At 61.5% G+C, this 13,594-nt stretch carries 17 protein-coding genes; 3 read left to right on the top strand and 14 right to left on the bottom strand.

Annotation, left to right across the window (positions count from 1 at the left end; all coding sequences use genetic code 11):
- Window positions 1-103 precede the first annotated feature (103 nt).
- From BA011_RS02280 to BA011_RS02270, 3 genes are all read right to left on the bottom strand, one after another.
- A complete protein-coding gene (locus BA011_RS02280) occupies window positions 104-883 on the bottom strand; it encodes a VOC family protein (RefSeq protein WP_065282380.1) in 780 nt (259 codons plus the stop codon).
- Between the two features lie 68 nt (window positions 884-951).
- Window positions 952-1,419: a DUF1579 domain-containing protein gene (locus BA011_RS02275; RefSeq protein WP_065279293.1), complete on the bottom strand. Its 468-nt coding sequence runs from the start codon at window positions 1,417-1,419 to the stop codon at window positions 952-954.
- 108 nt (window positions 1,420-1,527) lie between these two features.
- Window positions 1,528-2,256 carry a DUF899 domain-containing protein gene (locus BA011_RS02270; protein WP_065279292.1) on the bottom strand — a complete coding sequence of 243 codons (729 nt, stop codon included), beginning with the start codon at window positions 2,254-2,256 and terminating at the stop codon, window positions 1,528-1,530.
- 88 nt (window positions 2,257-2,344) lie between these two features.
- Between BA011_RS02270 and BA011_RS02265 the strand changes: the two genes are divergently transcribed.
- The gene (locus BA011_RS02265) at window positions 2,345-2,791 is read left to right on the top strand and encodes a MarR family winged helix-turn-helix transcriptional regulator (RefSeq protein WP_065279291.1); all 447 of its coding nucleotides are present in this window, start codon (window positions 2,345-2,347) and stop codon (window positions 2,789-2,791) included.
- Between the two features lie 94 nt (window positions 2,792-2,885).
- On the opposite strand, the gene BA011_RS02260 is transcribed toward BA011_RS02265, so the two are convergent.
- The gene (locus tag BA011_RS02260; protein ID WP_003546481.1) at window positions 2,886-3,308 is read right to left on the bottom strand and encodes an organic hydroperoxide resistance protein; all 423 of its coding nucleotides are present in this window, start codon (window positions 3,306-3,308) and stop codon (window positions 2,886-2,888) included.
- A 237-nt stretch (window positions 3,309-3,545) separates the two neighbouring features.
- On the opposite strand from BA011_RS02260, the gene BA011_RS02255 reads away from it, so the two are divergent.
- Window positions 3,546-4,031 carry a MarR family winged helix-turn-helix transcriptional regulator gene (locus BA011_RS02255; RefSeq protein ID WP_065279290.1) on the top strand — a complete coding sequence of 162 codons (486 nt, stop codon included), beginning with the start codon at window positions 3,546-3,548 and terminating at the stop codon, window positions 4,029-4,031.
- Window positions 4,032-4,086: 55 nt separating this feature from the next.
- On the opposite strand, the gene BA011_RS02250 is transcribed toward BA011_RS02255, so the two are convergent.
- The 10 genes from BA011_RS02250 to BA011_RS02205 form a co-directional block, all read right to left on the bottom strand.
- Window positions 4,087-4,311: a hypothetical protein gene (locus BA011_RS02250; protein ID WP_011651017.1), complete on the bottom strand. Its 225-nt coding sequence runs from the start codon at window positions 4,309-4,311 to the stop codon at window positions 4,087-4,089.
- Window positions 4,312-4,518: 207 nt separating this feature from the next.
- Entirely contained in the window at window positions 4,519-4,758 is a 240-nt protein-coding gene (gene rpsU / locus BA011_RS02245; protein ID WP_003546477.1) for a 30S ribosomal protein S21, read from the bottom strand.
- A 74-nt stretch (window positions 4,759-4,832) separates the two neighbouring features.
- Window positions 4,833-5,117, bottom strand: coding sequence for a hypothetical protein (locus BA011_RS02240; protein ID WP_027665034.1), 285 nt, complete (start codon window positions 5,115-5,117; stop codon window positions 4,833-4,835).
- Between the two features lie 206 nt (window positions 5,118-5,323).
- Window positions 5,324-5,533 carry a cold-shock protein gene (locus BA011_RS02235; RefSeq protein ID WP_003546468.1) on the bottom strand — a complete coding sequence of 70 codons (210 nt, stop codon included), beginning with the start codon at window positions 5,531-5,533 and terminating at the stop codon, window positions 5,324-5,326.
- A gap of 304 nt (window positions 5,534-5,837) precedes the next feature.
- Complete coding sequence (locus BA011_RS02230) at window positions 5,838-6,572, bottom strand: L,D-transpeptidase (protein ID WP_003557650.1); 735 nt, start codon at window positions 6,570-6,572, stop codon at window positions 5,838-5,840.
- Window positions 6,573-6,749: 177 nt separating this feature from the next.
- The gene (locus BA011_RS02225; RefSeq protein WP_065279289.1) at window positions 6,750-7,556 is read right to left on the bottom strand and encodes a L,D-transpeptidase; all 807 of its coding nucleotides are present in this window, start codon (window positions 7,554-7,556) and stop codon (window positions 6,750-6,752) included.
- Window positions 7,557-7,662: 106 nt separating this feature from the next.
- Window positions 7,663-8,583, bottom strand: a complete 921-nt coding sequence (locus BA011_RS02220; protein ID WP_065279288.1) for an alpha/beta hydrolase family protein — start codon at window positions 8,581-8,583, stop codon at window positions 7,663-7,665.
- A 116-nt stretch (window positions 8,584-8,699) separates the two neighbouring features.
- Window positions 8,700-10,325 (bottom strand): cisplatin damage response ATP-dependent DNA ligase, encoded by a 1,626-nt coding sequence (locus tag BA011_RS02215; protein WP_065279287.1) that lies wholly within the window; start codon window positions 10,323-10,325, stop codon window positions 8,700-8,702.
- Window positions 10,326-10,605: 280 nt separating this feature from the next.
- The gene (locus BA011_RS02210; RefSeq protein ID WP_065279286.1) at window positions 10,606-11,616 is read right to left on the bottom strand and encodes a ligase-associated DNA damage response exonuclease; all 1,011 of its coding nucleotides are present in this window, start codon (window positions 11,614-11,616) and stop codon (window positions 10,606-10,608) included.
- 87 nt (window positions 11,617-11,703) lie between these two features.
- The gene (locus tag BA011_RS02205; RefSeq protein ID WP_065282379.1) at window positions 11,704-12,510 is read right to left on the bottom strand and encodes an alpha/beta fold hydrolase; all 807 of its coding nucleotides are present in this window, start codon (window positions 12,508-12,510) and stop codon (window positions 11,704-11,706) included.
- A gap of 111 nt (window positions 12,511-12,621) precedes the next feature.
- On the opposite strand from BA011_RS02205, the gene BA011_RS02200 reads away from it, so the two are divergent.
- Window positions 12,622-13,593, top strand: a complete 972-nt coding sequence (locus BA011_RS02200) for a glycerophosphodiester phosphodiesterase family protein (protein WP_065279285.1) — start codon at window positions 12,622-12,624, stop codon at window positions 13,591-13,593.
- Window position 13,594: the final 1 nt, after the last annotated feature.

The raw sequence follows: 13,594 nt of genomic DNA, 5'->3' as shown, positions 1-13,594 counted from the left end.
AGGGAATCGAGACGCAGCGGCATATCTCTTCTCCCCTCGGGGAGAAGGTGGCGGCAGCCGGATGAGGGGGCCTCACGGCACACCGCCAACGTCGCTCCCAAACCTACCGCTTCGGTGCGACTAGGCAGAAGAAGGCGCCTTGCGGGTCGGTGGCCTGGATGATCCAGCTGCCGCCGGGGACCTCCATCGGGCCGGTGACGACCTTGCCGCCGCCTGAGGTGACGCGTTCGATCGCGGCATCGAGGGTGGGCACGATGAAATAATAGCACCAGAAGGTCATCGGCATGCTTTCCGGCTTAGTCATCATGCCGCCGGTCTGCCTGCCGTTGTGGGCGAAGATGTAGTAGACGCCCATCGGGCCCATGTCCATTTCGCTGTCCTTCGTCCAGCCGAACAGCTTGGAATAGAAAGCCAGCGCGTCAGCGCCATTGCCGGCATAGAGTTCGCGCCAGCCGATATTGCCGGGTGCGTCGAAGGCCAGTTCCGGCATGGGCTTCTCCATCGGCGCCGGCGTCATGATGCAGAGCACCGCGCCATGCGGATCGGCGACGACGGCGAAGCGGCCGATGGTCGGGATGTCTTCCGGCGGACGGCGGACCGAGCCGCCATTGGCGGCGAAATCCTTGGCCGACTGGTCGACGTCGTCGACATCGACATAACCCGTCCAGTTCGGTGGAATGCCCTTGCCTTCGAGTTCGGCCGGAAATTCCATCAGGCCGGCGACGCCGATGCCGTTCGCCTCGAAGATCGTGTAGGTGGGCATGCCCTCCATTTTCATCTCGGAGGTGGTCCAGCCGACGACCGAGCTATAGAATTTCGCGGCAGCCGATGTGTCGGGGGTCATCAACTCGCACCAGATGAACTTTCCATGCGTCTCAGACATCATACTCTCCCTTTTTCGACGCCGCTTTTCCTAGGCCCCGTTTTCGGGGTTGGGGCGCGCCGTGATTGTCAGATCTTGCGGGCGTAATGCGCTTCCATGAACTGCTTCCACGAGCCATCGGGCTGCTTGACGCTGGAGACGAAGGTGCGGTGGTCTGCGTCGACGAAGGTGATCTGCTCACGATAATCGGCAAGGCCTTCGGTGTTGAAGTCGGGACCTGTCGTATAGAGGTCGAGCACATTGCCCGACGCGTCGACCTCGCCCTCATAGACCCACATATAGTCCATCATGCTGCCGATCCAACTGCCGATGTACTTGGCTTTCGAAGCATTGTAGCCGAGCGTCAGGATGCTGGTCGCCTCCTTACCATCGGGCATACGGCCGGTCCCTTCGGCGACGAACCAGATGCCGTGCAGCGAGCGGACGGTCTCCGTCCAGGGCTCTCCGCCACTCATATCGGGTGCGGTGACGGTCCAGTCGCCGACCAGTCTTTCCAGGAAGGAATGTTCCTTCAGCACTTCAGCGGTCTTCATCATCCTCTTCTCCCTTGAATGATGGTGGTGTTAGTTTTTCCGCATCCTGGGAAAGTCACTTCGCGACTTTCCGGGCAAAGCCGCTTACACTTTTCGGCATGATGCTCCGGCTCAGTGACAGCAGGATGGCGCCTTGGCGGCCTCCTCATATTCGTCGTGGCGGCGCACGAAATTCATCGTGCTGTCCTCGTTGCGGCCCTTCGGCGCGCGGTCGAGGATCATCAGGGTGCCGACCAGTTCTTCCGGCCCGCGGGCATAACTCGAATAGGTATGGAAGACCTCGCCCTTGTCGTTGCGGTAGAAAGCGCTGAGGCCCGGCAGTTCGTCGTTGGCGTCAGCCGGCGGTATAGGCGTGAAATTGTAGAAGACCTTGTCTTTGGCAAGATCCTCCGGGCTGAAAGAAACGTGATAATCGAAATTAAAATCGCTGCCGAAGGAAGAGACCCAGGGAAATTGCCAGCCCATGCGCTGCTTGTAGGCGGCGATCTTATCGAGCGGCGCGCGCGAAACGGCGACCCAGGTGACGTCGTGATGGTTCAAATGCGGCAGGGCGCCATCGACATGATCCGACAGGAAGGAGCAGCCGGTGCAGCCGGCCTCCCAATCCGGGCCAAGCATGAAATGGTAGACCAGCAACTGGCTGCGGCCGTCGAAGAGATCGGCGAGCGACTTCCTGCCCTCCGGCGTTTCGAAGACATAATCCTTGTCGACCTTCACCCAGGGCAGCGCCAGACGGGCGGCGTTGACGCTGTCGCGCAGCCGTGTCGCCTCCTTCTCCTTGGCCAGCAAGGCACGGCGGGCTTCAAGCCACTCTTCGCGGGACACAACTTCATTCTGCATGGAATGCGCCCTCCTCCGGCGCTTGCCGGTGAAGCCGGCTCATCTCCTTCTCCTTGACTAAATAGATTGATATCAATAGAAATGGAGCATGTCAAATTCGATCGAGATTCCCTTTTCCACGACGCTGATGGTGCGCGACACCTGCCTCTGCCTGCATGTGCAGCGGGCAGCACGCGCGCTTGCCCGGCTGTTCGACGATGCGCTGAGGCCGGCCGGGCTGACCAACGGGCAGTTTTCGCTGATGATGTCGCTGAACCGGCCCGAGCCACCGCCGATGGGGCCGGTCGCTGCCCTGCTCGCCATGGATCAGACGACGCTGACGGCGGCGCTGAAGCCGCTGCAGCGCAAGGGCTGGGTGACGGTGATGGAAAATCCGCGGGATAGGCGCGGCCGGCTGCTGTGTCTCACCCCTGAGGGCAAGGCGGTGCTGGCAAAGGCCCTGCCGATCTGGAAAAGCACACATGCAATGATAGACGGCAAGCTGCCGGATGGCAGCGCCGAACGGCTGCGGGAGGATCTGCAGGCGCTGTCATGAGTGACGGCAAAAACGCCGAAGCCGGCCGGAAAGTACGCTGCCCGGCCGGCGGATGGCGGCAGCCGATAACGGCTACCAAGTTTTTTAAAATCGATCAGGCGACGGTGACCGGGACCTCGGTCGAGGTGCGCATCGCGTGGCTGTAGGGGCAGACGATGTGGGCTGCGGCTGCGAGCTTTTCAGCGGTTTCACGGTCGAGACCCGGGATGTTGACCGTCAGCGCCACTTCGATGCCGAAGCCGCCGCCATCTTCACGCGGGCCGATGCCGACCTTGGCGGAAACCGTCGTATCTTCCGGAATCTTGACCTTCTGCTGGCCCGCGACAAATTTCAATGCACCGAGGAAGCAGGCGGAGTAGCCGGCAGCAAAGAGCTGTTCGGGATTGGTGCCGGTTGCGCCGTCGCCGCCGAGTTCCTTGGGAACGGTCAGCGTCACGTCCAGAACGCCGTTTTCGGAAACGGCGCGGCCCGCGCGGCCGCCGGTGGCAGAGGCTTTGGTCGTATAGAGAATAGGCATGACAATCTCCTTTGGTTGGCCCTTCGATCGGGTTGGATTTTTACTATCGCACAATTAAATTGTACGCAAGTGAATTTTGCAAATTGCATTTGGGATTCGAAAAGAGGACAATCAGCGTCTTAGAACAGGATGATTTTAGCCGGACCGGACTAAAATCTGAATCCTGTTCTAAATTAAAGAGTTAGAGCATGATGTTGCCCGAAAACCGCGGACACTTTTCGGCATCATGCTCTAGGGATGATGGATATGAAAGCGCAAACGACGAAGACGATGGAGATACCGCAAGAGGAGAAGCGGCTGGAAAAGCAGTTGTGCTTCGCCGTCTACGCGACGGCGCATGCTTTCACCCGCGCCTACAAGCCAATCCTCGACAGGGTCGGCCTGACCTACCCGCAATATCTGGTGATGCTGGTGCTGTGGGAACGCGGCGAACTGCCGGTCAAGACGATCGGCGAGCAGCTGGATCTCGATTCCGGCACGCTGTCGCCGCTGTTGAAACGGCTGGAACAGAGCGGGCTGATCAAGCGCATCCGCGACCTGCGCGACGAACGGCAGGTGATCGTGTCGTTGACCCCTAGAGGTGAGGCAATGAAGGGGGAGATCGATACGATCATGACGGCGATCGGACAAGCCGCCGGCTGCACGCTTGAAGAAATGGCCGAGATGCGCGACATGCTGCATCGGCTGCGGGGCAACCTCGGGCGGGCCGGCACGGGCGGCTGAATGCATTTGCCCGTAAGAGCCGGCACCCGGTAGAGCCGGCGTGCGCGCCGAGAAATCAGGGGCGCGGTTTGGCTGGCGACCGGCGCTTCTTTGCAGGCGCCGCCTTAGGTTCGGCATCGGCCTCCTGCTGCAAACGCAGTGCCTTCAGCTTCTCCGTCTTCTTGTCACGGGCCGATGCCTCGGCGGCAATAATGGCGCGCGCCGTGTGATCGGTCGCTTCCGCCTTGTCGCGAGACGAAAGCTTGGCGGGATTGAAGAATTCTCCCTTGGTGGCGGTCATAGGCCCCTTTCCCAGGTGATGGCGGCGTTACTGCATAGTTCCTCAAATCGGAATCGGTTCAAGGAATTATGCTGAATTCAAGTGTTACAGCCTCCTTGCGCGTCTGGAAAAGACGCGCGGCGCTGTAAGCCATGGCTCAACGGCAGAAACCATGATTCACGGCTGAACCGTGATTGTCACGGTTGGGCCGTGATGCCAAGCCCGGGATTAGCGGGTGGGGCGGAGAACCTTCTTCGGCGCCGGCAGCAGACCTTCGCGCTGCAGCTTCTTGCGAGCGAGCTTGCGCTGGCGGCGAATGGCCTCGGCCTTTTCGCGGGCGCGCTTCTCGGACGGCTTCTCAAAGGCGCTGCGCGCCTTCATTTCCCGGAACAGGCCTTCCCGCTGCATCTTTTTCTTGAGCACGCGGAGCGCCTGATCGACATTGTTATCTCTGACGAGTACCTGCAAAACGATATCCTTCCTGTTGCGGCGGCGAGGCCGCATTGTCCAAAATAAAAAACCCGGGCCAAAAAAACCCGGAACTACTTCCCGATTTTGATGCTCGAAAACTTCAGCCAGGGCTCGGCGCCGTCGGACTTGGCAGCCGCCTCGGGGGAAGCCCTCGACGGAGATTCACCGGTATCGATGTCGGCCTCAGTGATGCGGCGCTCGAAATTCTCCGCGTCGAACTGGACACGATATTGCACATGCCCGTGGTCGTTGGGCAGGATGCTGGAGATCCGGCACCGCTTGTCGGCTTTCGCCGTGCGGGTAAGGCCGGATTTCAGCACGATCATGTCGCCGACTTTATAGTTTTGTCTGCCCATTTCAGCGTCCCTTCGACTCTTCGGCTGCTCAATCGGTCAATCAGAACGACCGGGGTCATTCAGGAACGACCGGGGCATTCGGGAAAAGCCTGCGATCAAAGCAAAAAGGCCGGGCTCGAACCCGACCTCTTCCAGTCACTCAGCCCGCTGCCAGTTTGGTCAGCCCGCTGCCAGTACATCCGTGGTCAGCGTAGGCGAATGACAAATTATGCGGCCTGAAGGTTGTCGGCCGAATTCTTGCCGGACTTCTTGTCGCGGACGAGATCGTAGCGGATCTTCTGACCTTCAACGAGTTCGCGCATTCCGGCGCGTTCGACCGCTGAAATATGGACAAAAACGTCCGTAGAACCATCATCGGGCTGAATGAAGCCAAAACCCTTGGTGCCATTGAACCACTTTACGACGCCTGAATTCATAACGATCTCCTTTTCAACCGTTTGTGTTCGCTTGCGGAAAGATATCCGACAAGCCGTATCGATGTTGAGAGGATATCTGACGGTGCGCTCAAGCGCGTGGACAAAGGTCGCAAGCAATTCGATACGCACCATGTAGGATATTTACCGAATTAAGCAATGGTATTTCGGAAAATAATTCTCTTGCGGGCGCAAAATGAAGCTCCTTTCCAGAGGCAAAGCAGCCGCTTGCCCGAGGCAAAGCGCCGGCTTGCCTGGGAAAAGGGATCGATCCGAGGCGGCCGGATCGCGGCCGCCTCCGTGAAAATTACTGCCAGACGACGATCGGCGCCTTGGTCGGAACACGGTCGTAGAGATCGATGATATCCTGGTTCATCAGCCGCACGCAGCCTGACGAGACGGCCTTGCCGATCGAGCGCCAATCGGGATTTCCGTGCAGGCGATAGAGCGTGTCCTCTCCATTCGAGAAGATATAGAGTGCGCGGGCGCCGAGCGGGTTCTTCAGACCCGGCTCCATGCCGCCGTTCTCGATCGAATATTTGACGAGTTCGGGCTGGCGGGCGACCATCTCGTTCGGCGGCTTCCAGCGCGGCCATCTCTGACGCCACTGGATGACGCCCGACCCCTGCCAGGCGAAACCCTCGCGGCCGATGCCGACGCCGTAACGCATCGCCATGCCGTCGCCCTGGACGAGATAGAGGAAACGCGACGGCGTATCGACAACAATGGTGCCGGGGGGCTGGCCGGTGGGATCGACGACGCGCTGGCGATAATAGCGCGGATCGATCTGCTCGTAGGGAACGGCTGGAATGAGAAAGCCGCCGTCTTCGATGGGGCCATACATCACGGCAAGCTCGGCCCCACTCGGCACGCTCGACGCACCCGGGGACTGGAACAGGCGCATGGGCGAACGGTAAGTGATCGTCGTATCGCCTGATGTCACGGTGTTGGCTGAGGAGGCGCAGCCGGCGAGCGCGGAGGCTGCGGTCAACGCCGAAAAGGAAAGAAAGCTGCGGCGGGAAAGATGTCTATCGAAGCTCATGACGCGAGACTGATTTCCTTTGATACGGGAAGCCGGACAAGACGCCGGTTAAACCGGTGATTCGTCCGATGCCGATAACGACATTAGGAATATCTATCGGCTTGCGCCAAATAAACCATAGCTTCACGCAGACGTGTCCGGCCCGGAGCAGACGATATGGGAAGCGCTGTTGCAGCGCTACATCACAACGATCTCGGCCTTGGCAGGAAGGCGGTCGTAGAGATCGACGACGTCCTGGTTCAGCATGCGCACGCAGCCCGACGAGGTGGCCTTGCCGATCGACTGCCAATCGGGTGTGCCGTGGACACGGTAGAGCGTATCCTGCCCGTCCTTGAAGATATACATGGCGCGGGCGCCGAGCGGGTTCATCAGCCCCGGATTCATGCCGCCATTCTCCGCCCCGAAGGGGCGAACCTCAGGCTGGCGCGAGACCATTTCGACCGACGGCGTCCAGCGCGGCCATTTCTGCTTCCACTGGATGACGCCGCGGCCCGACCAGGCGTAACCGTCGCGGCCGAGGCCGACGCCGTAGCGCATCGCCTTGCCGTTGCCCTCGACGAAATAGAGGAAATGCGCCTTGGTATCGATGACCACGGTGCCGGGACGCTCGGTCGTCTGATAATCGACCTCCTGGCGCAGGAACTGCGGCTGTACGCGGCTGACCGGGATCGCCGGCAGGGTGAAATCCTCGTCACGCAGCTGGCCATACATCGCCATATGCACGGGATTGGTGACCGGCAGGCCATAGGTCTGGTGGAACTGGGTCTTGTAGAGCTCGCGCGTCTGCGGCACCGGCTGATCGGGGATCGGCCGCACCCGGCGCGGATCGACGCCGGGTGGCTGATAGAAGACCGGCGAGGTCTCCTGGACGAAGCGGGCGGGCGAATCAGCGGCGACATCGGGAATGAGGATGTTGCAGCCGCTCAGCGACGCAACCGCAATCACGAGCCCGGCAAGCGGGAAGACCCGGCGCAGAAAATTCATGGAACCACCCTTATCAACGATCGGCGAGACAGCGATATCTGCCGGAACGATGGCATCTGCGGCTGGCGCGAAGCTGGCGTTGGTGTGGGAAAGGCGGCGGCGAAATTCAGGCCGCCACCCCGTGGAAGAAGCGGATGCTCTGTTCGATCTCGGCCGGCAGCGCCGAGGTGTGATTGCCGGCGACGGTTTCCGTTTCGATATGAACGCCGGCGCCCCGGGCGCGGCGGGCCAGCAGATCGGCGCGGTCGTTGAAATGCGGCTCCTCGGTGCCGTGGACGACACGGACCGGGCATTTGAAGCTGTGGGCGTAACACAGCGCCGAACGCACCTCGAATTCATGCGCGTTGCTGTCGTCGAAACGGATGTCCTGGGGATAGCGGTTGAAGAAGCGGAAGGCATCGGGGTTGCCTGAAATCGGTGCAGCGGCGCGGAATTTGTGGGTGCTCATCGCCGTCAGCATGGTCAGCGTACCGCCGATGCTGTGGCCGGCGATGAAGAGCCGTTCGGGATCGACACCCGGCAGATGCGCCAGCCTCTCGGCGGCGGCGAGCACGTCGTCGACCTCGTCGTAGAAGCCGGAGAAATTGCCCATCTGGCCGTTCTCGCCGCGCAGCGACGGCATCATCACGACATAACCGGCATCCATATAGGGCTTCATCAGCTGCCAGTGGCCGATGCCCATGGCATTGCCGCCGTGCAGGAAGAGCACGGCGGGCCTGGCGGCGCGCTCGCGCTTGTATTTCGAGACAAAGGCCACCAGTTCCAACTCGCCGTAGCCCGAGCGGTAGAAAATCTTGTCGGCATCTGCAGGCGCATTCAGCGGTTCGTATTTGTCAGGCGCCGGGCCCTTCTGCAAAAGCTTGGTGCGGAAATGGTGGCGGACTTGGGCATAGTCGCGCTTTGCAAGGCGCGGCTCGTCCGGGACATCGAAAGCGGCCGCCATGCGCGGCAGGATAAATGCACCGGCAAGACCCGCCAGCACGGCACGGCGCTGGAGGAAAAGGGAATTTCGTTCACGCGAGTTCATAACGCAGCACCCATCATTTCCCCGGCATGCAAAATCTGCACCGGAAGATCGTTGCCGCCAATACACATGCTGTTGAAAATATTGCCCTGCGTCATTGTTGCGCAGGGCATGCAACTTCACGCCGGCTTGGCCTCGATCATGGCGATCAGCGTGCGCAGCCGGTCGGCTTCGTAGGAAGGTTTGTCGGGGCGAAGGCGGGCGATGCGGGGGAAGCGCATGGCGACCCCCGATTTATGCCGGGTCGAACGGTTGATGCCCTCGAAGGCCACTTCGACGACGAAGCCGAACTCCTTATCGGCGCGCACGGCCCGCACCGGGCCGAAACGCTCGGTGGTATTGTTGCGCACGAACTTGTCGAGCACTTCGAGCTCTGCATCGGTGAAGCCGAAATAGGCCTTGCCGACGGGCACCAGCTGTTCGCCGTCCTCGTCGTCGGCCCAGACGCCGAAGGTGAAATCGGAATAGTAGCTGGAGCGCTTGCCGTGGCCGCGCTGGGCATACATCAGCACCGCATCGACACTATAGGGGTCGCGCTTCCACTTGAACCAGGGACCCTTCATGCGGCCGGCCTGGTAGATGCTGTCGCGGCGCTTGATCATCACGCCTTCGATGACCGGATCGGGCGGGGCGGCGCGCAGAGTATCGAGCTCTTCCCACGACGAGAACGGCACGAGCGGCGAGATGTCGAAACGGTCGTGCGGGGCGCGATCGATGATCTCGGTCAGCCGGTCGCGACGATCGACATAGGTGCGGCCGCGGACGTCGTCGTCGCCATCGAAGAGCAGGTCATAGGTGCGGATGAAGGCGGGGTAATCGCCAAGCATCTTTGCCGTCACCGTCTTGCGGTTCAGGCGCTGCTGCAGGTCGGAGAAGGTACGGGTCGGGCTATTGGAGCGGGCGGTGCCGCCGACCAGCAGCTCGCCGTCGACGACGCCGGAAAAATTGATCGCGTCGAGAATATCGGGAAAGGCGCCTGATATGTCGTCGCCGGAGCGGGAATAAATCTTGCGCCTGTCGCCGGAGCGGGAGAGCTGGACGCGGATGCCGTCCCATTTCCATTCGGCGGCATAATTCGCCGGATCGAGACTGGTCAGATCCCCCTCCTCCACCGCATTGGCGAGCATGACGGAATGGAAGATCGCCGGTGTGGCCAGCACCGGCTTTTCGCCGCCACCCGCCAGCCATTCGAACAGCGTCTCATAGGGCGGCTGCAGGCCATGCCAAAGGGTTTCGATCTCGGTGACGTCCTTGTCGCCGAGATCGGCGAGCGCCTGCTTGGCAAGGCGGGCGGAAACGCCGATGCGCATGGCGCCGGTGGCAAGCTTGATGAAGGCGAAACGGCCGGACGAATCCAGCCGGTCGAGAAGATCGCGGACGTAGCTGCGCACTTCGGTTCGGCCGAGGGCATTCATGCCGGTGACGATCTCGCTGAGACGCGGCTGGGCAAGGGCCGAGCGGTCGATATCCCTCTCATTGTCCCAGACGAGCGAGATGGTTTCGGCAAGATCGCCGACATAGTCGTAGGAATAGCGAAACAGCACCTCGTCCATACGCTCCAGCACCAGCTCGCGCAGCATGGCGGGCTTGACGTTGCGCACCTCCAGCGTGCCGGCGATGGCGGCAAGGCCGTAACCGCGGTCGGGGTCCGGCGTGTCGCGGAAATAGTCGGTGAGAAGCTTCAGCTTGCCGTTGCGGCTGGGGGTCAGCACCAGGCGGTCGAGGAGGTCGGCGAAGGCTTTCATGGGTGCCTCCTGCCCGCGCGAAGGGCCCCCACGAGTGCTCCCTCATTCCTGTCCTCGGGCTTGACCCGAGGGATGTCACAGGAATCCAGTGCGTCCAAGTCCTTGGACGCGGGAGGCTCTTTTCCGTTGCATGAGTCTTTCACCGCGCCGACGCGCGGTGGCTGGATTCCTGTGACAAGCACAGGAATGAGGGAGCGAGAAATGCGACGGGCGCGGCACGAAAGCCCCTCCCCCTTGTGGGGAGGGGTTGGGGAGGGGTTTTCAACAACAAACTCCACGCTCAATCCCCCTCATCCTCATAACCCACCAGATGCAGCGGCTTCGCCTTGATGCCCTGCAATTGGCACCAGCGCACCAGGGCCTCCTCGCGGCCATGCGTCACCCAGACCTCGGCCGGGTGCAGTTCCCGGATCGTTTCCGTCAGTTCCGGCCAGTCGCAATGATCGGAGATGACGAGGGGCAGCTCGACGCCGTGCTGTTTGGCGCGCTGGCGCACCATCATCCAGCCGGAGGCGAAGGCCGGCAGCGGCTCGTTGAAGCGCCGAGCCCAGCGGTCGGCGAAGGCCGATGACGGGCCGATGACGACCGCACCCCTGAAGGCGGATTTGTCGCGGCTTTCGATTGTCGCCGGCAGCAGTTCCCCGAGATCGATGCCCTGCCCGATGTAATAGTCGCAGAGAGTTTCCATGGCGCCGTGGATATAGATCGGTTCAGCATAACCGGCATCGCGCAGCAGCCGGATGACGCGCTGGGCCTTGCCGAGCGCATAGGCGCCGACGAGATGGGTCCGCTCGGGAAATTGCCGCAGCGATGCCAAAAGCTTGCCAATCTCGTCCATCGGATCGGGATGATGGAAGACCGGCAGGCCGAAGGTCGCCTCGGTGATGAAGACATCGCAGGCAACCGGCACGTAGGCGGCGCAGGTCGGGTCGGGGCGGCGCTTGTAGTCGCCGGAGACGACGATGCGGGTGCCGTTCTTCTCGATGGCGATCTGGGCGGAGCCGAGCACATGGCCGGCCGGGTGAAAACTTACCTTGACGCCGTTGACCAGCAGTTCCTCGCCGAAGGCTGCCGCCTGCTCGCTGGCGCAGAAACCGTCGCCGTAACGCAAGCGCATGATGTCGAGCGTCTGGCGGGTGGCAAGCACGTTCACATGGCCGGGGCGGGCATGGTCCGAATGGCCGTGGGTGACGAGCGCCTGCTCGACGGGCCGCACCGGATCGACATAAAAGCCGCCTTCCGGGCAATAGAGCCCCTCGGGGGCGGGATAAAGCAGCGCATCAGGTCTCATGAAACGAGAGATAGCGGGAAATGGGCGCGAGGCCAGAGGGCGGAAGAAGGGACTGGGGAATGCGCCGTGGCTCAACGCCGGCGATCGTCACGACCCTATTCCACCAAGGAAGGATTCCACGGCGGCATTGAATTGCGACGGCCGCTGCAGCGGCGCGAAATGGCTGACGCCCGTGAGATAGATCATCTCAGCGTTCGGAATGCTGCGGGCAAGATATTCGGCATGGTCTGGCTTGATGAATTCGTCGTGCTCGGCAAGCACGATCGCAACCGGCACGCGGATCAGGCCCAAGTCGGCGGCCTGATAATTCGGCTCCGTCCGCATCATCAGGCTGACCGCCTCGACGAAGGGATTAAAATCATCCGGCGTGGTGGACAATGCGGCATAGTCCTTGGCGTGCCGGCTGAAGCATCGGTCGATGAGCGGGGTCGCGACGAATTCCCGCGTGCCGCTCGGATCCATGTTGCAGCCGAAGAAAAAGACGCCCTCGACCCGCGACGGCGCCGCCATGGCGAGGATCAGAGCGATGCAGGCGCCGTCGCTCCAGCCGATGATGGCCGCCTTGTCGAGATGCAGTTCGTCCATGACGGCGAGCACATCGGCAGCCATCAGCTCATAGCTATAAGGACGGGAATCGCGGGTGCTTCGTCCATGGCCGCGGCTGTCGATCAGTACGACGCGGCGGCCGCGGCGCAAGAGTGCCGGGACCTGATAACCCCAGTTGCCGCTGTGGCCGAGGCCGCCATGCAGCAAAATGACGGGCGGGCCAGAGCCATAGCTCGCATACCAGATACGGGCGCCGTCATGCGCGACATGACCGTCGACTGCTGCCGGCGGCAACGGGGCAGCGCCGTGCGCTTCGAAATGGACAAGCTCGTCGTCGTCAAATTCCATAGCGATCAGACTCATTGTTGTCGCAGCATAGAAAAGCCAGAAAACAGCCCAAGAACAACCGGAATCGCTTTCTAGCACTTGCTCGTCGATGCAACCAGAGGGGGATCAACTTTGGGCGGGAAGCTTTTTTATTGCGCCGCGGCGATCGCGGTTGCAGTCGCCGGCATCTATCTCAACAATACCAACCTGCTCGCCGAACATCGGCCGGGAAAGCCGGTGCTGCTCGCCCATCGCGGCATAGCCCAACGGTTCGACGAAACCGATCTCAAGAACGACACCTGTACGGCGAGCCGCATGCTCGCGCCGAAACACGATTATCTGGAAAACACCATTCCGTCGATGCAGGCAGGTTTTGCGGCCGGCGCGGATATCGTCGAGATCGACGTGCATCCGACGACCGACAGCGAATTCGCGGTTTTTCACGACTGGACGCTCAACTGCCGCACCAATGGGCATGGCGTCACGCGCGAGCATTCGATGGCTGACATGAAGAGGCTCGACATCGGCTATGGCTATACCGCCGATAGCGGCAAGACCTTTCCCTTTCGCGGCCGGGGCATCGGCATGATGCCGACGCTTGCCGAGGTGCTGTCCACCTTTCCGGATCGGCGCTTCCTGATCAACGTCAAGAGCCGCGATCCGTCCGAGGGCGAAAAGCTCGCCGCCGTGCTCAACGGGCTTTCCACTGAGCGGCGGGCGGAGATCATCGTCTATGGCGGTGACGAGCCGATCGACGTGCTCCGCCGGCTCGTGCCCGATATCAAGACCGCCTCGCGCAAGAGCCTGAAGGGCTGCCTCACCGGTTATATCGGCTATGGCTGGACCGGCCTGCTGCCGAACGAGTGCAAACATGCGATGATGCTGGTGCCGATCAATATCGCGCCTTGGCTCTGGGGCTGGCCGGATCGTTTTCTCAACCGGATGGCGGATGCCGGGACCGAGGTTTTCGTTCTCGGCCCCTATCGCGGCAGCGATTTTTCCACCGGCATCGACGACCCCGCGCAACTGGCGCGGCTGCCGCCAAACTATGCAGGGGGCATATGGACGAATGAAATCGAGGCGATCGGCAGGCTTGTCAAGTAGG

The sequence above is a fragment of the Rhizobium leguminosarum genome (assembly GCF_001679785.1).
GTDB lineage: Bacteria > Pseudomonadota > Alphaproteobacteria > Rhizobiales > Rhizobiaceae > Rhizobium > Rhizobium leguminosarum_R.
The sequence above is the reverse complement of the archived record's forward strand: the minus strand, read 5'-3'. Positions and strand labels throughout refer to the sequence as shown.